Consider the following 22,277-nt stretch of genomic DNA (forward strand, 5'->3'; position numbering starts at 1 on the left):
ATTTGTTGATTACTTCGGAACATGTTCATTTTATCGGTATCGGCGGTTACGGGATGAGCGCGATTGCTCGGGTCATGCTGGAGATGGGATATACCGTGACAGGCTCAGATGTGGCATCACAGGAGCTGACAGAAAAACTGGCGGCGAAAGGCGCAAAAATATATCTCGGGCACACTCCTGAGCACGTTTCAGGGGCGGACATCGTCGTTTATTCGACGGCACTGTCCCGCGACAATGTGGAGCGGGTGGCAGCAGAGGAGTTGAATATTCCGACCCTGCATCGTTCCCAGATGCTCGCACGGTTGCTTAATGAGCGTAAGGGAGTAGCTGTTGCGGGAGCGCACGGCAAAACGACAACCTCCTCGATGATTGCTCTGGTCATGGAGAGATGTAATGTCGATCCAACATACATTATTGGCGGCGAAATCACGAATTTGGGGACGAATGCCAAAGCAGGCAAAAGCGAGTTTGTCGTTGCCGAGGCGGATGAGAGCGATGGTTCTTTTCTGCAGTATCATCCTTGGCAAGGTATCGTGACCAACATAGAAGCCGATCATTTGGAAAATTATGATGGCGACTTTAATCGTCTGAAAAGTGCCTACGTACAGTTCTTGAGTCAAATCCGGCCGGATGGCGCGGCTATCGTATGTGCTGATGATCAGAATGTACGGGAAATGCTGCCTCAGATTCAGACTCGAGTCATTACCTATGGAGTCGAGCATGAAGCAGATTATACGGCAACGGATATCCAGTTGGGCGACCGTCGTTTAAGCTTTACCATGAATCGCAAAGGGGCGGCGCTTGGAACCATCGAATTGTCTGTACCGGGTAAACATAATCTATACAACGCTATGGCTAGTGTGATTTCTTGCTTGGAAGCAGGCATCCTATTTGAGCAAATTGCTGCGGCTATTGTGGAGTTTCACGGAGCAAAGCGTCGTTTTCAGGTGCTAGGCGAAAGCAATGACATTCTTGTTATTGATGACTATGCTCATCATCCAACAGAGATTGAGGCTACGATTAGTGCAGCTACAGTGACAGGCAAGCGTATTATTGCTGTGTTCCAGCCGCAACGCTACAGCCGTACTTTTTTCCTGCTGGATGCGTTCAGTCGTGCGTTCAGTGAGGCGAATGAAGTCATTATTACCGACATTTATTCTCCAGCGGGAGAAAAACAAATTGAAGGTGTGCATTCTTCGAAGCTCGTGGATTTAATCGTCCAGAACAGCAACGCGAATGCCATCTATCTGCCAACCAAGGAAGCTGTTATCGACGAGTTGAAGGATCGTCTTCAGCCGGGCGATCTTGTGCTGACCATGGGCGCGGGAGATATCTGGAAAGCAGGCGACGCGCTAGCACGTCATCTGCGTGAACAGCAAGTGTAACAAGCATGCATAAAGTGTTACGCTGATGAAATGCAACCATCAGGGTATTCCGAACACGAAACGTGTCTTCGGGATACCCTTTTTTGTAATGTCCGGGGCATATTTTCTCTTCCTGACTCATACAACAGACTATGAGGAAGTATGGGACAAGGAGGGAGTGCATCCGTGAACAAGGCAAAGATGACATTCCGGTTCGAGCAACAGACGCCGGAGACAAGCCGTGAGGAAAAGCTACAGGTGCTTCCATACAAAACCGGGCCGATAACTAGCCAGCAGCGTGAAACAAATAAAGAAGCGGAACGGTATGAAAGCGAGAAACAGTATCAAGCTGCTAACCAGCATGAAAGAGCGGAAAGAATTAACGGCATAGGTGCAAACAGCGGGACTGAACGAATTTCAGAAATTAACGAGCCTCTGGGCGTGAATAGACCTAGTACGAGGCGGCGTTTTGCTCCTGCCCCCATCGTGAAGGAAGGATGGGATGATCCGTTTGGGCGATCAGCAGCTTCCTGGTCAGATACGGATTTTCTGTCAGATCGTACGGAAGAGGATGAAGAAGAAACTCATCGTTCCAGTGAAGAGTACCGAAAGCGTCCGCCCCATCCCTCCAGATGGAAGCTGATTGGCTCAGTAGCCAGTGCGTTGATGACCGGGGGGGTGTTTGGATACATCATGTTGCTGCTTTTTAACGGAGGTGGGGCTGTTCCTGGATCAGATCCGTCAACAGAGGAGGCTATACCGGTTTTTAAAGAATCCGTTAGTACACATACACCATCTGTAAAAGAGAATTCCGCTCCTGTTACAGTTGTATCGGCTCAGGTCCCCCCACAAACCTATTACCTGCTGCAATACGGAGTATTCAGCACCCCTGAACGGGCTTTGCAAGCAAAGGAAGAGCTGTTGAAGGCAGGCATTGCCGCCGGTGGGGACACCGAGGATCAGAACCGAGTCTATGCAGGAATATCGCCAGACAGGGAACAGGCCAAGCTGCTCAGCAATCAACTGAAAACACAAGGAGTTGAGCTGTATGTCCGTGAGCTTCAACTGCCAGGATTCGAAAAAGCAGCTTATGGGGGCGATGGTGAAAAGCTCACTACCTTTTTTCAGCTAAGCAGCACTTTAGTCGGCAAGCTGAGCGGACTTTCCTCATCCTTGCTTGAAGCAGGCGGATCAGGTAAGGCAAATGCCGCCGAAATGAAGGAACTGAACGATCTGCATCAGCAGTGGACACAAAATATCGCTGCGCTTCCCTCCAGTCTGCCGAAGGAAGCGTCTGCTTCCGCATCCACGCTGGAAAAGGCGATGAACAGTGCAGTCTCGGCACTTGGAGAATATAACAAGAACACAGCCAAGGAGCACATTTGGGAAATTCAGTCTTCGATGATGGAATATGTTTTGCATGAGAAGGAATTTATACAATTCATAAAACAATAGATTCTCAATGTTTTCCGGCAAGGAACTGGAAATAGTTCCCCATGCCGGATTTCTGTTTGTATTGCAGTTGAAATCACCGTATAATAATGAAGGTGTCAAAAAATGGCGAGGGAAGATCAGGATGAAAAAAAATGTAGGAATGCTTATACTGTTTTTGTTGCTCGGTTGGCTCTTGGGTGCATGGATTGCCAAAGCCCTTCAATCGATCAAATTCCTTTCCTTTCTGACCCACCCCACTACGATATCCTGGTCGCCGAGAGCGGATCTGGATATTATCAGCTACAACATAACGATAAATTTTGAATTGAGCCTGCTTAGTCTGATCGGCATCATCGCCGCGTTCTGGCTGTACCGCAGGCTCTAACTGATGAAAAGGAGCTTCCCTTATGGACGGGAAAATTACGCCCCGCATTGTTCTGGCATCGACTTCACCGAGAAGGAAGGAATTGCTTTCATTTCTTAGACTGCCCTTTGACGTGATGCCAAGTCATGCGGATGAAAGCACGCCTGATAACTGGACGCCTCAGCAAATTGTGGAGACCCTTGCGGTACGCAAAGCCGAAGTGGTCGTGAACATTGCCAGCCAATCCGAAGAAGATGGATTAGTAATTGGCAGTGATACCATAGTCGTTCTGGATGGTTTGGTACTGGGTAAGCCTGCCGACCATGCAGATGCGGTTCGCATGCTTACAGCATTGCAGGGAAGAACCCACCTTGTATTCACTGGGGTGGCCTGCATACATACCTTAACCGGTAAAACGCTTGTCAGACACCGCCAAACGGAGGTTACGATGAAGCCTTTGAGCCATGAGCAAATTGTGGCATATGTGAATACGGGCGAACCGTCTGACAAAGCGGGGGCGTACGGCATTCAGGGTTTGGGTGCTACGTTGGTGGAATCTATTCAGGGTTGTTATTTTAACGTCGTAGGATTGCCGCTTTCACTGCTGTCGGACATGTTGTCCGAATTCGGAGTGAGCGTGTTGCAACCTTAAAGGGGATAAACATATGTTAGAGTCGCCAACACTGATGCTTCGCGACCTCCCTCAAGAAGAACGACCAAGAGAGCGCATGATGACATATGGGGCGGAAGCTTTAAGCAACGCGGAGTTGCTGGCAATATTGCTGCGTACGGGAACACAAAATGAGTCATCGGTGCATTTAGCGCAGCGTATTTTGCAGCAGGCGGGGAACTTGCGCCAACTGGTGGATATGAGTATGACCGAATTGACCCAGATTAAAGGCATTGGCAATGCCAAGGCGATACAGCTCAAAGCGAGTATCGAACTGGGGCGACGGTTGGCATTGTCACGCCATTTGGAGACCCCGGTGATCAGTTGCCCACGGGACGTGGCAGATTTGCTGTTTGAGCAGCTTCGTTATTTGCAGAAGGAGCATTTTGTATGCCTGTTCCTGAATACTAAAAATCATGTCATTGCCCAGGAAACGCTATCCATGGGCAGCCTGAATGCCGCCATCGTACATCCTCGTGAAGTATTTCGGGCAGCGATCAAATGCAGCAGTGCTTCGATTATTTGCGCTCATAACCATCCGAGCGGTGATCCGAAGCCAAGCCCGGAGGATGTCCAGTTGACCCGTCGCCTGATGGAAGCGGGCAACATCGTGGGCATCGACGTGCTCGATCATATCGTGATCGGGGACGGAACCTTCGTAAGTTTGAAGGAACAAGGTCTGATATAATATACTATTTAAATCAAACATTTAAATCCGACCGGCTAGGCCGGCCTGAATAAACCGTTTATACATGGATAACAGATTTCAGGGAAGAGAAAAGGAGATTAACATCATGCTGGGTGGCTTTACAAAAGATTTAGGAATTGACTTGGGGACGGCAAACACGCTGGTATTCGTAAGAGGAAAAGGGATTGTGGTTCGTGAACCTTCTGTAGTCGCAATACGTACAGACACAAAAACCATTGAAGCAGTTGGTGAATCTGCAAAAAAAATGATTGGTCGTACACCGGGGAATATCCGTGCGATCCGTCCGATGAAGGATGGCGTTATTGCGGATTTTGACACGACTGCAACGATGATTAAATATTTTATTCGTCAGGCGCAAGCCCAACGTTCTTTGTTTCCACGTCATCCGAACGTGATGGTTTGTGTACCTTCAGGCATAACTGCGGTGGAGCAGCGTGCTGTTGAAGATGCGACGAAGCAAGCGGGCGCGCGGGAAGCGTACACGATTGAGGAGCCGTTTGCAGCTGCAATCGGCGCTGATCTTCCCGTATGGGAGCCAACGGGTAGTATGGTTGTCGATATCGGCGGAGGTACAACCGAGGTAGCGGTTATTTCTCTGGGCGGGATTGTGACTAGCCGTTCCGTGCGTGTGGCTGGTGATGAAATGGACGACTCCATCATCCAATACGTGAAGCGTCAATACAATCTGATGATTGGTGAGCGGACTTCAGAACAGTTGAAAATGGAAGTTGGCTCCGCAATGCCGCTGGAACAAGTGGAGACGTCAGAAATTCGTGGACGTGATCTGGTAACAGGTTTGCCGAAGACAATTACGATTACGTCGGATGAAATCAGTGAAGCGTTGTCCGACACAGTGAATGCAATTGTGGAAGCAGTCAAAGTGACACTGGAAAAATGCCCTCCCGAGCTGGCGGCGGACATTATGGACAGAGGTATCGTATTGACTGGTGGCGGAGCACTTTTGCGTAACTTGGACAAGTTGTTGGCGGCTGAAACCGGGATGCCGGTTATCGTAGCGGAAAATCCTCTGGATTGCGTGGCAATCGGTACAGGCAGAGCGCTGGAAAATATTCATTTGTTCAAATCGCGCAGCAGTTCAGCCGTCCGTTCCAAACGTTGAATCGGGGGTGTAGGAACTGTTTAAGCTGTTTGGAAATAAAAGACTATTTATTCTATTGATCGGAATCGTTCTGTTTATTGCCCTTATGGGGATTACACTTGGACAGAGAAATTCCTTAACCTGGCCGGAAAAGTTCGCCAGAGATTCAATTGGCTTTGTACAAGGTATCTTCTACAGGCCCGCTTCAGCAATAGCGGGCTTCTTTGAAGATATAGGGAATATGCGGAGCATTTATAGTGAAAATGAACGGTTGAAAATTGCCGTAGCGCAGCTAACCGCCGAGCAGATTCAGACTTCTAACTTGAAAGAGACAAATGCCAGACTTGAGCAAGAACTGAAATTTACCCAAACGCAAAAATCCAAAAATCAATATGATTATCGGATTGCGCAGGTCAATAGCGTCAGTAATGACTCCAAAACGCTTGTCATTGATATTGGTGAAAAGGATGGGGCCAAGGTTGGTCAGGAAGTCAGATCACTTGAGGGGTTTGTAGGGGTTATTAGTCGCACAGCGAATTTCACTTCTACAGTTACGCTATTGACTACATTAGACCCTAAAAATCCAAATTCTTATGCTATTGCAGCGACAGCACTGGGCAAGGAAAATAATTCGTTTGGTATGATTGAAAGTTATGATCCGGCTACGAACAGATTTCAAATGACTCGCATTGAGGAAAATGATCCAATCGCAAAAGGTGATCAGATCATTACGTCCGGAGCAGGCGGGAAGTTCCGTAAAAATCTGTTGATCGGTACGGTAGAAAAAATCCAGGTTGGCGAGTTTGGACAAACACGTACAGCGATTATCCAACCGGCAGCCAGCTTCGTGGATTGGAAAGAGTTGCTCGTTCTTTACACTCCTGAGGTACCGGAATAATGAAGATACGCGGTCAGGTTTTAATACTGCTGCTGTTTGTACTGTTTATAGCTGAAGGAACGATTCTTCCGTGGCTTCTTCCGGATAGCTGGCATCCGAGAATGGTTCCGAATTTCGTGTATGTCGTCATTTTGTTCGTATCCGTATATTATAGTCGCCATACGGCATTGGTACTGGGTATTGTTTTTGGGCTTATTCATGACGTTGTGTATTACGGGTTTATTATCGGACCTTACTCTTTTGCAATGGGATTGTCGGCTTATTTGCTGGGGCTGGTATTTACAGCTCGACGTGCGCCAATGCCTATCATGATGGGAGCTGTACTGATCGGCAGTTTTCTGCTGGATTCCATGCTTTTTGCCATTGATCATCTGTTCCAGCTGAATCATCAGACTTTTGATTGGGCGCTGGCACAATATATGATTCCTGATTTATTTATCCATTTTCTGTTCGCCCTCATCATTTACGTCCCAGTTCGCAAGCAATTGCAGCGTTTGGATATCCGTGTGAAAAAGGAAGAGAAAGTCTAGGTCTTTTTACACACATTTTGTCCGGGTTAGCAGGGATTTCACGTTCCGGGGACGAAATGATTGAGATAGGAGGGACAGGCTAATGGCGGTGAAATCGAATCATGTCACGATTAAAGGCATCAAAGACGGCCTGGTATTCCTTCTGGACGATCAATGCGAGTTTGAGGATTTGCTGGGTGAGCTGCGTTTCAAGCTGGAGCACAGTCATCAAAATATTTTAACCGGCCCGATTATTCATGTAGACATTAAGCTGGGAAGCCGGGAAGTGACGGAGGAACAGAAGGAAAGCATTCTGGAGATTTTGAGACAGAAGGGGAATCTGCTCATTCGTTCTGTTGAATCACCCGGGCTGCCTTCAGAAGCGCAGGGGAAAGCTCCCATCCACACCGTGACAGGGATTATTCGTTCAGGTCAGGTGCTTCATCATAACGGGAATTTGCTCTTTTTGGGAGATGTGAACCCCGGTGGAATTATAACGTGTACCGGTGATATCTATGTCCTTGGTGCCCTGCGAGGTATGGCGCATGCGGGGATGGAGGGGAATGGCGAGGCAATTATCGCAGCCTCTTATTTTGCACCAACACAGCTGCGAATTTCCGAAATGATCAGTCGTCCACCCGATGAATGGGAGACGCGTGAATCCGGAATGGAATTTGCGTATCTCAAGGACGGCGCCATGCAAATAGATAAAATGAGTAATATTGTGCGTCTGGGCCGCGATTTTAACGTGTTCAAAGGGGTGTAGCACATGGGAGAGGCTATCGTCGTCACTTCAGGAAAAGGCGGCGTCGGCAAAACGACGACGTCAGCCAATATAGGAACAGCGCTGGCACTGCTCGGCAAAAAGGTGTGCTTGGTGGATACGGATATCGGCTTGCGTAATCTGGATGTTGTTATGGGTCTGGAAAACCGGATTATTTATGATCTGGTCGATGTAGCCGAAGGTCGTTGCCGTTTAAATCAAGCCTTGGTCAAGGATAAGCGCTTTGAGGAGTTGTATATGCTGCCTGCTGCTCAAACCAAGGATAAGAGTGCCGTAACGCCGGAGCAGGTTAAGGATATTATTTTGGAGCTTAAAAAGGATTTTGAATATATATTGATTGACTGTCCTGCGGGTATTGAGCAAGGCTTCAAAAATGCTATTGCCGGAGCGGATCAGGCCATTGTCGTAACGACACCGGAAAACGCTGCTGTGCGTGATGCTGACCGGGTTATCGGATTGCTGGAAAGCTCGCATGTGATCTCACCAAAACTGGTGGTTAACCGTATCCGTAACAGCATGGTCAAATCCGGGGATATGCTGGATATTGACGGCATTTTACAAGTGCTTAGCATAGATCTCATTGGGATTGTACCGGATGATGAAATGGTGATCAAGTCAGCCAATACAGGAGAGCCTACCGTCATGAATCCGGATTCACAGGCCGCGATTGCCTACCGTAACATTGCTAGACGGATTTTGGGTGACACAGTGCCACTCATGCAGTTGGATCAGAAGAAAAGTGTGATGACTCGGTTTAAGAAATTTTTTGGTATGGGTGGATGAAGAAAACGGTGAGTTATGGCTGGGAGACGGCTCCGCGTGTGATTTGATCTTACGATCGCTTCGCTTCTTCAGATTCAAATCACCGCTTCGCTACTGCCTACAAAATTCCTACACTGTTTTAAGTAAGAGTATGGATGTAGAGGAAAGATTCCTATGAAGAATTGCAGGCTTTTTTAAGCCGCGTAGTCCCTTCATCTTAATAATGAACACTTAAATAAGTAATGAACTTATTTAAGTGTTTTTGGTTTGTCTTTTTAAACTTCTATAAATCCTGAATCTTAATTTCAGACTCACTACATAACCGCCATATATTTACAGACCATCCGGTGCGCTTGCGTCGGATTTTTTCATTTTCAGATACGTAATCCCGAATCGGACAACATAAGTTGAAGCCCGTCCTCATAAGATGTACCAAACATACCTCGCTGGGGGGCTGGAACAGGATGAATAAAAACTCCGGAATCAAGCAGCGCAGAGAAGAACGCATACAGCAGCTGATCGCGAGAAACAAAGCGGAAGAGTATTCCTCAGGCATGAATCAGGACAGGTACAGGAACAAGGGAATGAAGCCGATGCCAGCAGTCAGTACCAACCGGCCCAGAGACCCGGAAACCGAATGGAAAAATGAACGACAACGCTGGCAGCAATCTTTTGGGGAGAACCGGCGTCCGTCTTTTTGGGTTTCTTTTTGGCGCAGATCTGTGTTCGCTACAATGCTATTTGGGTTGGTGTGGGGATTATTTCGCTGGGATGTTCCCTATGCCGTCAATTTGAGAATGTTTATCGCGGATGCCTTAAATAAGGATATGGATTTTGCAGCTGCCGGACAATGGTATGAAACTTATTTTGATGGGGCCCCGTCCTTTTTACCGATCTTTGGAGAGGAGCCTGAAACACACAAGGTGAATGCAGTCCGCAAAGGCTCGCCGCCAATTCAAGGGAATATAACACAGCCATTTGCGCTAAGTCTCAAAGGAGTGGAAATTGCACCCAATGCTGCTGGTAATGGGGAAATCGCTGTCAAAAGTATAGATGCTGGACGTGTGCTGGACATATTTAATCACCCGGAAAGTGGAATTACAATTACGATTCGTCACACAGGCGGTATTACGGTAATGTACGGACGTCTATCTCGCTCTACCTTAAAGGTAAATGATTGGGTCCAGGAGGGGGACGAGGTCGGTGTGCTGCCAGCAGGCCATAGCGGCAGTGAGACGGCGACTCTGTTTTTTGCGGTGCAGAGAGGAGATCAGTATATTGATCCGGCGGAAGTGGTAGCCCTTGATTAATGTCCGGGGTGTGACTTTGTCTCTGCATCCACTGTTCGTACTGGTGATGCTAAGCTCTGTTTTGACAGGACATTTTATCGAGATCATGACTTTGTTTACACTAGTATTCATTCATGAGCTGGGACATGCGACAACTGCCACGTTGTTGGGGGCGCGAGTACTGACCATACAAATGCTACCCTTTGGAGGAGTGGCCGTCATTGACGATCAGGGGAAGCTCAACGCGTGGAAGGAGATTGTCATTGCGTTGGCTGGCCCTTTGCAAAACGGAATTATGATTGTCATCCTTCTATTGCTTAGAAATGTGAGCGGGGGGGGGCATGAATATATAAATTACATGATTCAGGCAAATGCCGTTATTGCACTGTTCAATCTGCTCCCGATTTTACCACTGGATGGCGGGAAAATAATGCAGGCGCTGCTGAGCTTATTTATCCCATATCACCGTACTCTAGTTTGGACTTTTCGAGCCAGCATCGTGACCAGCCTGCTATTTTGTATCTATGGCATTTCACCGTTATTAAGGCAAAGTGGACCTGTGCATTTAAATCTGCTGGCGGTAGGGATTTTTTTGCTTTATTCTAATATTGTGGATTATCGTAATATCCCCTATCGTTTTATACGCTTTTTGCTGGGAAGGGACGAGCTCTTTTACCGCGAGGCGGCCAAGGGAAGTATTGCCTTGCCAATTGTATCCTTGCCTATGAAACATTTGGAGCCTGTTTTGCGTCTTTTCAAGAGGGACCGATACCATATGGTTTATGTCATGAATGAGCAGGGACGGATTGTAGCCGTATTGCCAGAGCAACGCCTTATTCGGTCTTATTTTGCAACGCGTCCGTCAGATGGCGGAAAATCTAAGCCTAAATAGAAAAGTTAGAAGTTTTTATGGATTGAGGAAAGAGGCTGTATCGAGAGAGGTTGAAAAACCATGAAGCAAATGATTGTACAATGCCAGCAGCAGATGACCCAAATGGCACTGTTAGAAGAGGGACGATTGGTAGAATATGCAGCTGAATTGCCGCGAAAGCGGGGAATTCTGGGATCCTTTTTCAAAGCTAGAGTCGTCAATATACTGCCGGGAATGCAAGCCGCCTTTGTTGATATTGGACAGCGAAAGAATGCCTTTTTATATGTGGATGACGTACTTCACGCCCATTTGGACAAGCAACCTGAGGTGAAGCCATCCATTTCCGAGCTGTTGAAGGTGGGACAGGAAATTGTAGTACAGGTACTGAAAGAGGCCGTGGGTAGCAAAGGGGCTAGAGTAACCACTCATTTTTCACTTCCAGGTCGCTGGATTGTATACATGCCTCGCGCCGATTATGTAGCTGTATCCAAAAAGATCGAGCGTGAGGGAGAACGGGCTCGTCTGAAAGCGATGGGAGAGCAGCTTCGAACAGGTGAAGAAGGAGTCATTATCCGTACAGTTTCGGAGGAAATGAGCAGAGAAGCGATTGAAAATGACCTGAACCAGTTGCGTCAGCAATGGGAAATCATTCAGCGTAAAGCTGCTGAACACTCGGCTCCATGTGAGCTGCACCGGGATTTGAGCATCGTCCAGCGTTTGATTCGGGATGTGTTTACACCGGAGCAGGATGAGCTGATTATTGACAGTGAGGAACAGGCAAAGGAAGCGGAAATATTACTACGTCAAATCAGTCCGCAGAAAGCTCATGTGCGTATATTTCGTGGTGTAGAAGAGACCATATTTAAAGCCTATGGCATCCATGAGCAAATGGAACGTGATTTTGCGCGAAAAGTATGGCTTCAGGGCGGCGGATATATCATCATCGACCATACAGAGGCACTGACTGTCATTGATGTGAACACAGGGAAATTTACGGGGGGCAGCAATCTGGAAGAGACGGTGACCCGGACTAACATCGAAGCGGCTGAAGAGATTGCCCGATTGGTGCGTGTGCGTGATATCGGGGGCATTATCGTCATTGATTTTATTGATATGGAACAAGAGGAGAACCGACGTGAAGTGTCCTCTATGCTGGAGTCTAGGCTGAAAAAAGACCGAACCAAATCATATGTCGTTGGCTGGACACGGCTAGGGCTTTTGGAAATGACTCGAAAAAAGGTACGTGAAGAGAAGACGATTTTATAAGGTGCTGCGTTTCCGAAATCATTTTAAACTAGAGGTTGAATGTGGACGAAGCTTATGCTACAATATTTTAGTATGTGTCATGCGTAAGATTGGCTGCACATGCTGTAACCGCTCCAATCAGGTACTGAAGTACAGCATCCTCAGGGAGGTTGTCACCTGCGATTAGGCGAGTCTGAGACATAAGGAGGTGCAAGCAAATGTACGCAATTATTGAAACAGGTGGTAAGCAATACAAAGTTCAAGAGGGCGATGTATTGTTCATTGAGAAGTTGGAAGCTACCGATGGTGAAACTGTAACGTTCAACCGTGTTCTGGCAGTATCTAGCGACAATGGCTTGACTACAGGTACACCGCTTCTTTCCGGAGCTACTGTAACAGCTACAGTTGAGAAACATGGTCAAGGCCAAAAGGTCATTGTATACAAATACAAACCTAAAAAGAACTACCATGTGAAGCAAGGTCATCGTCAACCGTACACGAAAGTGACGATTGGAAAAATCCAAGCGTAAGAGGGTGCGATAAGTGATTATCGTGCGTATTACACGACTGGAGGATGGCAGCATACAGGGATTTTCCATTAAAGGTCATGCGAATTACGCCAAATCTGGCGAGGATATCGTATGTGCTGGCGTATCAGCGGTAACTGTAGGGACGGTCAATTCGATTGAAGCTCTTACAAACGTTGATATGGAATCGGAAATGGAAAACGGCTTTTTGAGCGCGTATCTTCCCCCTGAAGTTCATCATGAGACGAACGCACAGGTACAACTGTTGCTGGAATCCATGGTAATCATGCTGACAAGCATTGCTGAATCATACGGTAAGTATATTCAAATAGAAAATAAACAAAGAAGGAGGTAGACATCATGTTGAAATTGACATTGGATCTTCAATTATTTGCATCGAAAAAAGGTGTAGGTTCCACAAAAAACGGACGTGACAGTCAATCGAAACGTCTTGGCGTGAAACGTGCTGACGGTCAAGCAGTTACTGGTGGTAGCATCTTGGTTCGTCAACGCGGAACGAAAATTCACCCAGGCACGAACGTGGGCATCGGTAAGGACGACACTCTGTTCGCGAAAGTGGACGGCGTTGTGAAGTTCGAACGTTGGGGCCGTGATCGCAAAAAGGTGAGCATCTACCCGATCGACGTTGCTCCAGTAGCAGCTACCGTAGAAGCTTAATAGCGGCTTAGACACGCTGAAAAACCTCCGGCAATTTTGTCGGAGGCTTTTTTGTATGATGGTAATGAACTGGAAAGTCAGTCTGTGCTATACTGGATTAAGGTTCTTTATTAATCCATTTTAATTATCGCAGAACGGAGAGAAGCCATGTTCCAGCGGATAAGAGCGCCTCATCTGGCGTTGGTTTCCATTCTGATTCCTTTGGTTTTTTCACTGCTCTATCCTGCAGCACTAACGATTATCATATTAGCCGTGTGGTCTGTTATTGCCGCCTGTTTTAGCATGTGGCATATACAGAGACAGGTTGAAGCTGAGCGGAAAGCTGCTTTGCGTTCTTTGGAGCGTACAGCTATCGCAGCTCTCAATCATCACCGGCATGACTGGATGAATGACTTGCAGGTGCTTTATGGCTATATTCGTATGAATAAGCATGATAAATCGGCTGCTTATGTGGAAACAATAAAAGGGCGCGTGGCAGAGGAAAGTAAAATATCCAAGCTCGGTATTCCCTCGCTGGTGTTTTATTTGCAATCTTTTCGCGTGAACGCCGGAAATTTACAGTTGATGGTTCAGGTTGAGGAGCATTTAAAGTTGGACGCTGTCATGTCTCCCGAAGACGGCGAGTCGCTTGCCTCGGCCGTCATAGAAACGGTACGTGCGTATCAATATGGCGGGGGCCGGTCGTCCTGGGGAGAAGTGCGCAGATTGACACTTTATTTCGGTATGGATCAGAATGATGTTATCGTCCGGTTTGAAGGTAGTGACGTACCTGCTGATTTGAATTTGTTAAAGCAGGTCAGATCCGGACACGGAAGTGAACGCATTCGAACAGAGAAGCTTCCTACGGGAGAAATGCTTCAAATTCGGATGCAGTGTCAGACATAAGGAAGGTGTAACCATGTTTGTAGATAAAGCGAAGATTTTTGTTAAGGGCGGCGACGGTGGTGACGGGCTGATTGCGTTTCGCCGTGAGAAATATGTTCCTGAAGGCGGCCCTGGTGGCGGTGACGGAGGTAACGGTGGAGATGTGATCTTCCGCGTCGATGAAGGCTTGCGTACCTTAATGGATTTTCGGTACCAGCGGCATTTTAAAGCTAAACGTGGAGAAAAAGGCCGCAACAAAAGCCAGCATGGAGCCAATGCGGATCATATGATCGTACGCATACCTCCGGGTACAGTCATCATGGATGATGATACGGGTGAAGTAGTGGCAGATATGACACGTCATGGTCAGCAGGTCATCGTAGCCAAAGGAGGACGTGGGGGGCGCGGAAATATCCGTTTTGCCACACCAAACAATCCAGCGCCTGAGCTGGCTGAGAACGGCGGAGAGGGACAGGAACGTTATATTACCCTTGAGCTTAAAGTAATGGCCGACGTAGGCTTGGTTGGTTTCCCTAGTGTAGGGAAATCTACATTGCTGTCAGTTGTCTCCTCTGCAAAACCAAAGATCGGCGCGTACCACTTTACAACGATTACCCCGAATTTGGGGGTTGTGGATGTAGGAGACCATCGCAACTTTGTTATGGCCGATCTGCCTGGATTGATTGAGGGAGCTCATGAAGGCATAGGATTGGGACATGAATTTCTGCGGCACATTGAACGGACACGTATTATTATTCACGTCGTGGATATGGCGGGTTCTGAGGGTCGTGATCCGTTTGAGGATTGGACTAAAATCAACGACGAATTAAAGCAATATAACGCGACATTAGCCGAGCGTCCACAAATTGTGGCGGCGAATAAAATGGATATGCCAGAATCGGAAGAAAATCTGGCTCAATTCAAGGAGCAAATCGCTTCTGTTCGTCCAGATCTCGAAATTATGCCCATTTCCTCGTTGACACGCCAAGGCGTAAAGGAATTGCTCTATCGAGCTGCTGATTTGTTGGATCAAATACCGGACGAGCCAGTTGTTGAGGAAGTAGCGGAAGTGAATGAACGTAAGGTGTTTAAGCTGGATAAGGCAGAGGATGAAGGTTTCACCATTGTACGTGAAAACGATACATTCGTGGTGCACAGTGTCAAAATCGAGCGCATGATGAAGCGTATGCAGCTGAATTCTCATGATGCGATTTTAAAGTTAGCAAGAACATTGCGCCACATGGGTGTGGATGCTGAGCTGCGCAAGCGTGGTGCCGTTGATGGAACGCTTGTACGCATTGCCGATTTCGAGTTTGAATTTGTGGAAGGCAGCAGCTATTATTAAAAATGAAATACTTGTCTGAAGTATGGACGGTTACTACGCTATAGGAAACCCTATAGACGGCAGTAGCCGTTTTTTGTACCGTTAGCTTGCCGATTGACAGGAGTTTCGATATAATGTCCTCTATACAAAAACATAAGTCTTTGAGGAGAGGACGTTCGTGAAAGAGCGCTATTACTTGGTACGGGAAGATATTTTGCCTGAAGCTATCGTTAAGACGATCCAGGTCAAGCTGCTGCTTGCTTCGGGAGATGTTAAAACCGTGCATGACGCCGTGGAGCAAGTTGGGCTAAGTCGAAGTGCCTTTTATAAATATAAGGATGGCATTCATTTGGTCAACCAGTTGGAGCGTGAGCGAATTGTCAATATCTCCATTGATTTGGAGCATCAATCGGGCATGCTGTCCAGAGTGCTTGGCAGGGTGGCAGATTACGGAGGCAATGTGCTAACGATCCAGCAGAGCATCCCGCTGCAAGGCAGAGCTAACGTAGTCATTTCGGTAGAAATGTCCAGACTCAGTGAAGAACTAGGGGTTCTGCTGGAGGGCCTGGAGACTATATCCGGTGTTAAGCGCGTTCGCCTGATCGGGCAAGGTTAAGAGCTATAAAGCTCATCAGATATAAGTTAGCAGGAGGGGAATGGATGAAACCGGTCAAAGTAGGATTGTTAGGGTTAGGAACGGTAGGAACGGGAGTCGTTCGAATCGTGGAAGGAAATCAGGAAGATTTGAGCAGACAAGTTGGTTCGCCGATCATTATTGAGAAAATAGCTGTGAAAAATATAGAGAAGTATCGTTCCATTGAAGTAGATCCCACCAAGCTTACAGAGGACCCGTGGGAGGTCATACGTGATCCCGAGATTGATGTTATTATCGAAGTCATGGGTGGCGTGGATCAGACGAAGAAGTACATTCTGGAAGCGCTGGAGCGCGGTAAGCATATCGTAACAGCGAACAAGGACTTAATGGCTCTGCACGGCTCTGAAGTGCTGGCGCAGGCGCAGGAAAAGCAGTGCGATATTTTTTATGAAGCTAGTGTAGCGGGCGGTATTCCGATTATTCGGACGTTGATTGAAGGCTTCTCCTCCGACCGCATTACTCGTATTATGGGGATTGTGAACGGTACAACTAACTTCATTTTAACCAAAATGAGTCAGGAGGGGGCTTCTTACGAAGAAGTTCTCAAGGAAGCGCAGGAGCTTGGATACGCGGAATCTGATCCGACTTCAGACGTGGAGGGGCTGGATGCTGCCCGTAAAATGGCTATCCTCGGTACGCTCGGCTTCCGTACGGATGTAGAGCTTAAGGACGTAAGCGTTACTGGTATTACAAAAGTATCCAGTGAAGATATCGCCTTTGCCAAAACACTGGGCTATGAAATGAAGCTGCTTGGCATTGCGGAGCGTCAGGGTGATGAATTTACGATCAATGTTCAGCCGACGATGGTACGCAAGCAGCATCCTTTGGCCTCGGTGAATGGGGTATTCAACGCGGTTTATGTACACGGTGAAGCCGTGGGTGAAACCATGTTCTACGGTGCGGGCGCAGGAGAAATGCCGACAGCAACATCGGTTGTGGCCGATCTGGTGGCTGTAGTGAAGAACCTCAAGCTCGGCGTGAATGGGCTTAAGGCCATCGTACCTTATAACCCTAAAAAAATCAGCAGTGACGAGGATGTGTATTTCAAAAACTTCGTACTTCTGCATGTAGATGATAAGGCTGGAGTATTGGCGCAGATTACACAGGTATTTGCTGAATTCGACGTCAGTCTGGCATCTGTGGTGCAGCAGCCGAATGAGGTCAATCCAGATGCTGAAATTATTATCGTTACCCATTTGGCTAGTAAGGCGAGTATGAAAAAGGTTCTGGAGCATTTTGAATCTCTGGATGTCATTCGCCGTATCAAGAGTGTGTATCGAGTTGAGGGATAGTTCAAAAAAGCAGGAGGAATTGCTTGTATGACTGTTTTAAAAACGGCAAGAGTGCGTGTGCCTGCAAGTACCGCCAATTTAGGCCCCGGTTTTGATACATTGGGCATGGCGTTGTCCTTGTATGCATGGGTTGAATTGAAAGAAGCCAGACAGACGGCTTTCCATTTATACGGGAACGAAATGAACGGCATACCCTGGGATAAAACGAATCTGATTTATAAAGTAGCACAAATGGTTTTTCAGGAGGCTGGAGTACTAGTTCCTGAGCTGGATATTTCAATGTATTCGGATATTCCACTTACCCGTGGTTTAGGCAGTAGTGCTTCAGCGATTGTGGGTGCGCTTGTAGCTGCAAATACGCTGATTGGCTCACCTCTGTCAGATTCCAAGCTGTTTGACATGGCAAGTGCTATTGAAAAGCATCCTGACAATGTGGGAGCCTCCTTGTTTGGCGGCATTATTACAGCGATGTGGGATGGCAAACATGCCAAGCATTTACGGCTTGAGCCGGATGAAAATCTGGAGGTTTTGGTAGTCATTCCAGATTTCCAATTGTCTACCTCCAAGGCCAGAGAGGTTCTACCCGCGCATGTATCCTTGAAAGATGCCGTATACAATGTGAGCCATGCTTCGATGCTCGTAGCGGCATTGGCATCTGGCCGAACTGATTTGATCGCCGAGGCGATGCAGGATCGGCTTCACCAGCCTTATCGGGCGGCGCTTGTACCGGGTATGACGGAGATTTTGCAGGAAGCGCATCATTATGGTGCTTTGGGGGTGGCTCTCAGCGGAGCTGGACCGACATTGCTGGCATTGGCGGATCGCCGGGAAAACCGGAGAGCGGAACTGGAACAGTATTTAACCGAAACGATGAGCAAGGAAGGAATCACTGCATCTGTTTTAAAATTGCGCCCAGAGAACGAAGGCGTTAAAGTATATACAGATGAGAAAGAGATTCCTTTTATGGACATGATCAAAGGGGAAGTTACGATATGAAACGAATTGCACTTCTTCCGGAGGGAACGGTTTCCCATGAAGCGATTCGGTATTTGATAGGGGATACGCCCTGTGAATTGCTATTTTATAAGTATATAGCAGATGTATTTCAGGCTGTGGACAAGGGAAAGGCTGACTACAGTGTAATTCCGATTGAGAATACAATTGATGGCTCTGTAAGTCTGCATATGGATTTGCTTGTACATGAGGTGGACATTCAGATGCAAGCGGAATGGGTGTACCCTTCTATTCAAAACCTCATTGGATATCGCAGTGAATTTACCAATGACCGGGGCGAGCTGGATTTGAGCAAAGTGGTCAAAATTATGTCTCATCCCGTGGCGCTTCCGCAGTGTAAGGAGTTCATACAGACTACAGCTGCTCAGGCTGAGTTGGAGAGTGCAGGAAGTACGGCGGAAGCCGTCGAAATTGTTAAACATAACCCGGGTAAAGGCTGGGCTGCTTTGGGAACCAAGCTTGCGGCTTCCAAGCACGGACTGGATATTTTGGCCAGCAAGGTGACCAATCACGATAATAATTTTACCCGCTTTGTCCTGATCGGACATCAGCCTATCAGCCTCCCGCGTAAACCTGAAGGTCAACGGACCAGTATTTTGGTGACACCACCGCAGGATTTTCCGGGAGGGTTGCATCAGGTATTATCTGCATTTGCATGGCGCAGGTTGAATCTGTCACGGATTGAATCGCGCCCGACCAAAAAGCAACTGGGGAACTACTATTTTTACATTGAAATTTTGGAATCCATAGATTCTGTCCTGCTTCCCGCGGCATTTGCTGAGATTGAGGCTTTGGGATGTCACGTGCGTATCCTTGGTTCCTATCCAAGCTACAAGTATGTTGAAGCAGCGATCGAACCTATTTTAGAAGAACAATAATCGGAGGTGCGGTTCTTAATGGCAGAGCAATGGATTTATCTAGATGGACAGCATGTAACTAAGGAAAATGCAAAGGTTTCCGTATATGATCATGGGTTTTTATACGGGGACGGGATATTTGAAGGCATTCGAATTTACAACGGTAATATTTTTAAATGCAAAGAGCACTTGGATCGTCTGTACGATTCTGCAAAATCAATTCAGTTAAACATTCCGCTGTCTCCTGATGAAATGCTGGAAGCGATGGCGGAAACAATCCGTCTTAACGAGATGCGTAATGGATACATTCGCCTGGTTGTATCGCGTGGTGCGGGAAATCTTGGGCTTGATCCTCTTCGCTGTCCGAAAGCAAGTGTTATTATTATCGTGGAGCAACTCGCCATCTACCCCGAGGAAGCTTATCTGACCGGGCTAAAGACGATTTCCGTCTCTCAGCGTCGCAACATTCCAGATGCTTTGAATCCGAAAATCAAATCGTTGAATTACCTCAACAACATCCTGGTGAAAATCCAGTCTAACTACGCTGGTGTGGGCGAGGCTATTATGCTAAATTCCCAAGGATATGTGACAGAGGGTTCCGCAGACAATATTTTTATCGTCAAAAACGGAGTATTGTATACGCCGCCTTGCTATCTGGGAGCGCTTGAGGGTATCACGCGTAATGCTATTATCGACTTGTGCGCCGAGCTCGGATATGCGCTCAAGGAGCAGCCTTTTACGCTGCATGATGTGTATGTCGCTGATGAGGTGTTCTTTACGGGAACTGCAGCAGAAGTTATTGCTGCTTATGAAGTAGATGGTCGTACGATTGGTTCTGGCGTTGCGGGTCCGGTGACTTTGGAGCTACTGGCCGAGTTCCGCAAGATCGTGGATCAAGACGGCTATAAAGTGTGGCAGGACTAAAAATAGTGAATCCTTTTGACTGGATGCCCGCAAGGGGATTCGGTTGAGAGGATTTTTTTGTTTGTATGGGGTCATTCGCCCGGGAAGTGCATAGGATGTAATAACAGAAGCCGGGCGTTTATCCTATCCTGCCCGAACGAATGTCTAGGAGGTTTGTGACCTGTGAAAATACACATCGTTAAGAAAGGCGACACACTGTATTTGCTTGCCCAGAAATATAATGTGTCGCTGGAAAAAGTGATTGCGGCCAATCCCCAATTGGCTGATCCGAATCAGTTAAGTATCGGCGAGAAAATCAAAATACCGGCAGACCCTGTTGCGATGCAAGAACAGCCATCAACGGTTTATCAGCACAAAGTCAAGCAGGGTGATTCATTGTGGAAGTTGTCCAAGGCATGGGGAGTCCCACTCAAGCTAATTATTGATGCTAATTCCCAACTTAAAAACCCGAATGCTCTACTGGTTGGGGAAACCGTCAATATTCCTCAATACAAAGGCGAGGCAAACAGTCCTGCTTCGAATCAAAAGAAGAACACAGGTGTCAAGCAAGAGTCAACAAAGCCTGAATCAGAGTCAGCAGCACCAACTGCAAATAATGAAAACGAAAACCTACCCCAGACCAAGACGGAACAGACTCAACCTAAAGCGGAGCTAACTCAGCCCAAGTCAGACAACACACCTATCCCTAAAGAGCAGGTGAACCAGCCTAAGGAAATAGTGAACGCTCCCAAGCTGCCTGAATTGAAACTGCCCGAAATTCCGATAGCGCCCATAAACCCACCTCCTCCTCAACCTATAGCCTCGCAACCAGTTCAACCAAAACCACAGCTGCCTGCAAATGTTGAACTTAAGCCTGTAACTGAGAAATTTTGCGGTTGCACGAACTTGGAGCCAACGACAAATTCCCAATGGCCGATGCAGCAGCCAACGCATGATTACAACTCACCAACAAATATGGGACCAAACTCATGGTACCCAGGCATCGGGGTTGCCCAGCCATGGGGGAATGCGCCAGTAAATACTTCCTTTGTAGAGCAATGGACCCCTTCGGTAGCCCCCAACCAGGGATATCAGCAAGACTGTGAGCACCCATGGAGTTGGGGAGCTGTACAAACAGCGCCTATAAATGTTCAACCGACACCATATCCTGTCTATCCGGACTGCATGTGCCCGGGGTATCATCCAAGCTGCGAAGCGGCTGAGAATACATCCTATCCTGTCTATCCTCCATTTATCCATCAAGGTTACCCGCAACATCCTGAGAGTGCAGTCCAAGGCAGTCAGTGGGGCCATGAATGGGGATCCCCCCATCACAGCTTGCCTATGGGCGGGTATGTATCGGACTATAGCCAGATACAAGGGCAACAATCCGCGAATCTCCCGCATCATCCGTTCGCCCATGAGAATGCACCTGTGAATCCATTAGAGGGGTATACCACTCCCTATATGTTTTTGCCTGACTGCGGCTGCCGGGAGGGGAAGAGGGAGTCAGAACCAGGTTTCTCCGGAACGCAGGGAAATGGCGACAATCTGAATATTGGATCTCAAAACGAAGTTAACTCTTCTCCCAAACATAAAGATAGCAATGCGCGTAAAGGCAAGGGGAAAGATAGCTCAGGCAATACAGCCAAAGAAGAGACATCCAAAGCCAAGGTTTCAGGTAAAAATGGTACTGCTAAAAATCAAAATTCTCGCAAGACGGTAACAACTGCTTCCTATTCCACTGCCCGTAGTTCCCGCTCTCGCAAAAATCCCTGGATTAAGGACTGACAAAACGGAATTAAAAGTGGAGGTAAACTCCATGAAGGTGAGATCAGCTTTTGATTGACCCAAAAGAGAAATGTAAAATAGTAAGGCTGTTATTCCTCGGAAACGGAATGACAGTCTTCTCTTTTCGTTTAGAGGTGAGGGCATAGAAAAATAAATTAAAAAAGATGTTGCTAAGTAACAGGAGAATATGATATATTCTTATAGCTGTCTTTTCTGAGATAGTTAGCAACACAAAGCAGAATGAAAATGCTTGAAAAATTATCTTAAAAAAGTATTGCAAAGCCTTGGGAAACATGATATATTATTTAAGTCGCCGCTGAGATGCGGTGTTGAAATGAAGAAAAAGAATATGAAGGTTTGATCTTTGAAAACTG

Annotated in this window: 24 protein-coding genes and 1 other annotated feature; all 24 genes read left to right on the forward strand. The window is 47.2% G+C overall.

Going from position 1 to position 22,277, the window contains the following annotated elements; translation table 11 throughout:
* Nucleotides 1-5: 5 nt before the first annotated feature.
* A complete protein-coding gene (gene murC, locus ACIFO6_RS22990) occupies nucleotides 6-1,385 on the forward strand; it encodes a UDP-N-acetylmuramate--L-alanine ligase (RefSeq protein ID WP_430044258.1) in 1,380 nt (459 codons plus the stop codon).
* Nucleotides 1,386-1,550: 165 nt separating this feature from the next.
* Nucleotides 1,551-2,819 carry an SPOR domain-containing protein gene (locus ACIFO6_RS22995; RefSeq protein WP_430044260.1) on the forward strand — a complete coding sequence of 423 codons (1,269 nt, stop codon included), beginning with the start codon at nucleotides 1,551-1,553 and terminating at the stop codon, nucleotides 2,817-2,819.
* 121 nt (nucleotides 2,820-2,940) lie between these two features.
* Nucleotides 2,941-3,183, forward strand: a complete 243-nt coding sequence (locus ACIFO6_RS23000; RefSeq protein ID WP_044645689.1) for a DUF4321 domain-containing protein — start codon at nucleotides 2,941-2,943, stop codon at nucleotides 3,181-3,183.
* 22 nt (nucleotides 3,184-3,205) lie between these two features.
* Nucleotides 3,206-3,814, forward strand: coding sequence for a Maf family protein (locus tag ACIFO6_RS23005; RefSeq protein WP_430044261.1), 609 nt, complete (start codon nucleotides 3,206-3,208; stop codon nucleotides 3,812-3,814).
* Between the two features lie 13 nt (nucleotides 3,815-3,827).
* The gene (gene radC, locus ACIFO6_RS23010; RefSeq protein ID WP_430044262.1) at nucleotides 3,828-4,520 is read left to right on the forward strand and encodes a RadC family protein; all 693 of its coding nucleotides are present in this window, start codon (nucleotides 3,828-3,830) and stop codon (nucleotides 4,518-4,520) included.
* A gap of 106 nt (nucleotides 4,521-4,626) precedes the next feature.
* On the forward strand, nucleotides 4,627-5,661 hold the full coding sequence (locus ACIFO6_RS23015) for a rod shape-determining protein (protein ID WP_430044288.1): 1,035 nt from the start codon (nucleotides 4,627-4,629) through the stop codon (nucleotides 5,659-5,661).
* Between the two features lie 49 nt (nucleotides 5,662-5,710).
* Nucleotides 5,711-6,538, forward strand: a complete 828-nt coding sequence (mreC, locus tag ACIFO6_RS23020) for a rod shape-determining protein MreC (RefSeq protein WP_430044289.1) — start codon at nucleotides 5,711-5,713, stop codon at nucleotides 6,536-6,538.
* Nucleotides 6,538-7,068, forward strand: a complete 531-nt coding sequence (gene mreD, locus ACIFO6_RS23025; protein ID WP_283652997.1) for a rod shape-determining protein MreD — start codon at nucleotides 6,538-6,540, stop codon at nucleotides 7,066-7,068. Before mreC ends, mreD begins: the two co-directional genes overlap by 1 nt.
* 82 nt (nucleotides 7,069-7,150) lie before the next feature.
* Nucleotides 7,151-7,813 (forward strand): septum site-determining protein MinC, encoded by a 663-nt coding sequence (gene minC / locus ACIFO6_RS23030; protein WP_430044264.1) that lies wholly within the window; start codon nucleotides 7,151-7,153, stop codon nucleotides 7,811-7,813.
* Nucleotides 7,814-7,816: 3 nt separating this feature from the next.
* Nucleotides 7,817-8,614, forward strand: a complete 798-nt coding sequence (gene minD, locus ACIFO6_RS23035) for a septum site-determining protein MinD (protein ID WP_014277587.1) — start codon at nucleotides 7,817-7,819, stop codon at nucleotides 8,612-8,614.
* 443 nt (nucleotides 8,615-9,057) lie between these two features.
* Nucleotides 9,058-9,903: a peptidoglycan DD-metalloendopeptidase family protein gene (locus ACIFO6_RS23040; RefSeq protein ID WP_430044266.1), complete on the forward strand. Its 846-nt coding sequence runs from the start codon at nucleotides 9,058-9,060 to the stop codon at nucleotides 9,901-9,903.
* The gene (locus ACIFO6_RS23045) at nucleotides 9,896-10,774 is read left to right on the forward strand and encodes a M50 family metallopeptidase (RefSeq protein WP_430044267.1); all 879 of its coding nucleotides are present in this window, start codon (nucleotides 9,896-9,898) and stop codon (nucleotides 10,772-10,774) included. The genes ACIFO6_RS23040 and ACIFO6_RS23045 overlap by 8 nt, the downstream gene beginning before the upstream one ends.
* A gap of 60 nt (nucleotides 10,775-10,834) precedes the next feature.
* Nucleotides 10,835-12,019: an Rne/Rng family ribonuclease gene (locus ACIFO6_RS23050; RefSeq protein WP_430044269.1), complete on the forward strand. Its 1,185-nt coding sequence runs from the start codon at nucleotides 10,835-10,837 to the stop codon at nucleotides 12,017-12,019.
* A gap of 96 nt (nucleotides 12,020-12,115) precedes the next feature.
* Nucleotides 12,116-12,203: a sequence feature (ribosomal protein L21 leader region), on the forward strand.
* 13 nt (nucleotides 12,204-12,216) lie between these two features.
* Nucleotides 12,217-12,528 carry a 50S ribosomal protein L21 gene (gene rplU, locus ACIFO6_RS23055; RefSeq protein ID WP_014277583.1) on the forward strand — a complete coding sequence of 104 codons (312 nt, stop codon included), beginning with the start codon at nucleotides 12,217-12,219 and terminating at the stop codon, nucleotides 12,526-12,528.
* A 13-nt stretch (nucleotides 12,529-12,541) separates the two neighbouring features.
* Nucleotides 12,542-12,880 carry a ribosomal-processing cysteine protease Prp gene (locus ACIFO6_RS23060; RefSeq protein WP_430044270.1) on the forward strand — a complete coding sequence of 113 codons (339 nt, stop codon included), beginning with the start codon at nucleotides 12,542-12,544 and terminating at the stop codon, nucleotides 12,878-12,880.
* A gap of 5 nt (nucleotides 12,881-12,885) precedes the next feature.
* On the forward strand, nucleotides 12,886-13,203 hold the full coding sequence (gene rpmA / locus ACIFO6_RS23065) for a 50S ribosomal protein L27 (RefSeq protein WP_014277581.1): 318 nt from the start codon (nucleotides 12,886-12,888) through the stop codon (nucleotides 13,201-13,203).
* Between the two features lie 147 nt (nucleotides 13,204-13,350).
* A complete protein-coding gene (locus tag ACIFO6_RS23070) occupies nucleotides 13,351-14,088 on the forward strand; it encodes a Spo0B domain-containing protein (RefSeq protein ID WP_430044272.1) in 738 nt (245 codons plus the stop codon).
* 13 nt (nucleotides 14,089-14,101) lie between these two features.
* Entirely contained in the window at nucleotides 14,102-15,412 is a 1,311-nt protein-coding gene (gene obgE / locus ACIFO6_RS23075) for a GTPase ObgE (protein ID WP_430044274.1), read from the forward strand.
* A 157-nt stretch (nucleotides 15,413-15,569) separates the two neighbouring features.
* Nucleotides 15,570-16,007: an ACT domain-containing protein gene (locus ACIFO6_RS23080; protein WP_007431685.1), complete on the forward strand. Its 438-nt coding sequence runs from the start codon at nucleotides 15,570-15,572 to the stop codon at nucleotides 16,005-16,007.
* A 44-nt stretch (nucleotides 16,008-16,051) separates the two neighbouring features.
* A complete protein-coding gene (locus ACIFO6_RS23085; RefSeq protein ID WP_430044277.1) occupies nucleotides 16,052-17,338 on the forward strand; it encodes a homoserine dehydrogenase in 1,287 nt (428 codons plus the stop codon).
* Nucleotides 17,339-17,365: 27 nt separating this feature from the next.
* Nucleotides 17,366-18,334: a homoserine kinase gene (gene thrB / locus ACIFO6_RS23090; protein ID WP_430044279.1), complete on the forward strand. Its 969-nt coding sequence runs from the start codon at nucleotides 17,366-17,368 to the stop codon at nucleotides 18,332-18,334.
* Nucleotides 18,331-19,230 (forward strand): prephenate dehydratase, encoded by a 900-nt coding sequence (pheA, locus tag ACIFO6_RS23095; RefSeq protein WP_430044280.1) that lies wholly within the window; start codon nucleotides 18,331-18,333, stop codon nucleotides 19,228-19,230. The genes thrB and pheA overlap by 4 nt, the downstream gene beginning before the upstream one ends.
* 18 nt (nucleotides 19,231-19,248) lie before the next feature.
* A complete protein-coding gene (ilvE, locus tag ACIFO6_RS23100; protein ID WP_014277575.1) occupies nucleotides 19,249-20,133 on the forward strand; it encodes a branched-chain-amino-acid transaminase in 885 nt (294 codons plus the stop codon).
* A gap of 162 nt (nucleotides 20,134-20,295) precedes the next feature.
* On the forward strand, nucleotides 20,296-21,903 hold the full coding sequence (locus tag ACIFO6_RS23105; protein WP_430044282.1) for a LysM peptidoglycan-binding domain-containing protein: 1,608 nt from the start codon (nucleotides 20,296-20,298) through the stop codon (nucleotides 21,901-21,903).
* The last annotated feature ends 374 nt before the right edge of the window (nucleotides 21,904-22,277 follow it).

Origin of the sequence: Paenibacillus sp. NRS-1781 (genome assembly GCF_050467745.1) — a bacterium.
GTDB classification, from domain to species: Bacteria; Bacillota; Bacilli; order Paenibacillales; family Paenibacillaceae; genus Paenibacillus; species Paenibacillus terrae_A.

What these genes read in the sequence shown, in the direction of transcription:
- minC (WP_430044264.1), top strand. Translation starts at nt 7,151, where the DNA reads ATGGCGGTGAAATCGAATCATGTCACGATTAAAGGCATCAAAGACGGC.
- ACIFO6_RS23000 (WP_044645689.1), top strand. Translation starts at nt 2,941, where the DNA reads ATGAAAAAAAATGTAGGAATGCTTATACTGTTTTTGTTGCTCGGTTGG.
- radC (WP_430044262.1), top strand. Translation starts at nt 3,828, where the DNA reads ATGTTAGAGTCGCCAACACTGATGCTTCGCGACCTCCCTCAAGAAGAA.
- minD (WP_014277587.1), top strand. Translation starts at nt 7,817, where the DNA reads ATGGGAGAGGCTATCGTCGTCACTTCAGGAAAAGGCGGCGTCGGCAAA.
- rplU (WP_014277583.1), top strand. Translation starts at nt 12,217, where the DNA reads ATGTACGCAATTATTGAAACAGGTGGTAAGCAATACAAAGTTCAAGAG.
- ACIFO6_RS23005 (WP_430044261.1), top strand. Translation starts at nt 3,206, where the DNA reads ATGGACGGGAAAATTACGCCCCGCATTGTTCTGGCATCGACTTCACCG.
- ACIFO6_RS23070 (WP_430044272.1), top strand. Translation starts at nt 13,351, where the DNA reads ATGTTCCAGCGGATAAGAGCGCCTCATCTGGCGTTGGTTTCCATTCTG.
- pheA (WP_430044280.1), top strand. Translation starts at nt 18,331, where the DNA reads ATGAAACGAATTGCACTTCTTCCGGAGGGAACGGTTTCCCATGAAGCG.
- obgE (WP_430044274.1), top strand. Translation starts at nt 14,102, where the DNA reads ATGTTTGTAGATAAAGCGAAGATTTTTGTTAAGGGCGGCGACGGTGGT.
- ACIFO6_RS23040 (WP_430044266.1), top strand. Translation starts at nt 9,058, where the DNA reads ATGAATAAAAACTCCGGAATCAAGCAGCGCAGAGAAGAACGCATACAG.
- ACIFO6_RS23050 (WP_430044269.1), top strand. Translation starts at nt 10,835, where the DNA reads ATGAAGCAAATGATTGTACAATGCCAGCAGCAGATGACCCAAATGGCA.
- mreD (WP_283652997.1), top strand. Translation starts at nt 6,538, where the DNA reads ATGAAGATACGCGGTCAGGTTTTAATACTGCTGCTGTTTGTACTGTTT.
- ilvE (WP_014277575.1), top strand. Translation starts at nt 19,249, where the DNA reads ATGGCAGAGCAATGGATTTATCTAGATGGACAGCATGTAACTAAGGAA.
- ACIFO6_RS23085 (WP_430044277.1), top strand. Translation starts at nt 16,052, where the DNA reads ATGAAACCGGTCAAAGTAGGATTGTTAGGGTTAGGAACGGTAGGAACG.
- ACIFO6_RS23015 (WP_430044288.1), top strand. Translation starts at nt 4,627, where the DNA reads ATGCTGGGTGGCTTTACAAAAGATTTAGGAATTGACTTGGGGACGGCA.
- thrB (WP_430044279.1), top strand. Translation starts at nt 17,366, where the DNA reads ATGACTGTTTTAAAAACGGCAAGAGTGCGTGTGCCTGCAAGTACCGCC.
- rpmA (WP_014277581.1), top strand. Translation starts at nt 12,886, where the DNA reads ATGTTGAAATTGACATTGGATCTTCAATTATTTGCATCGAAAAAAGGT.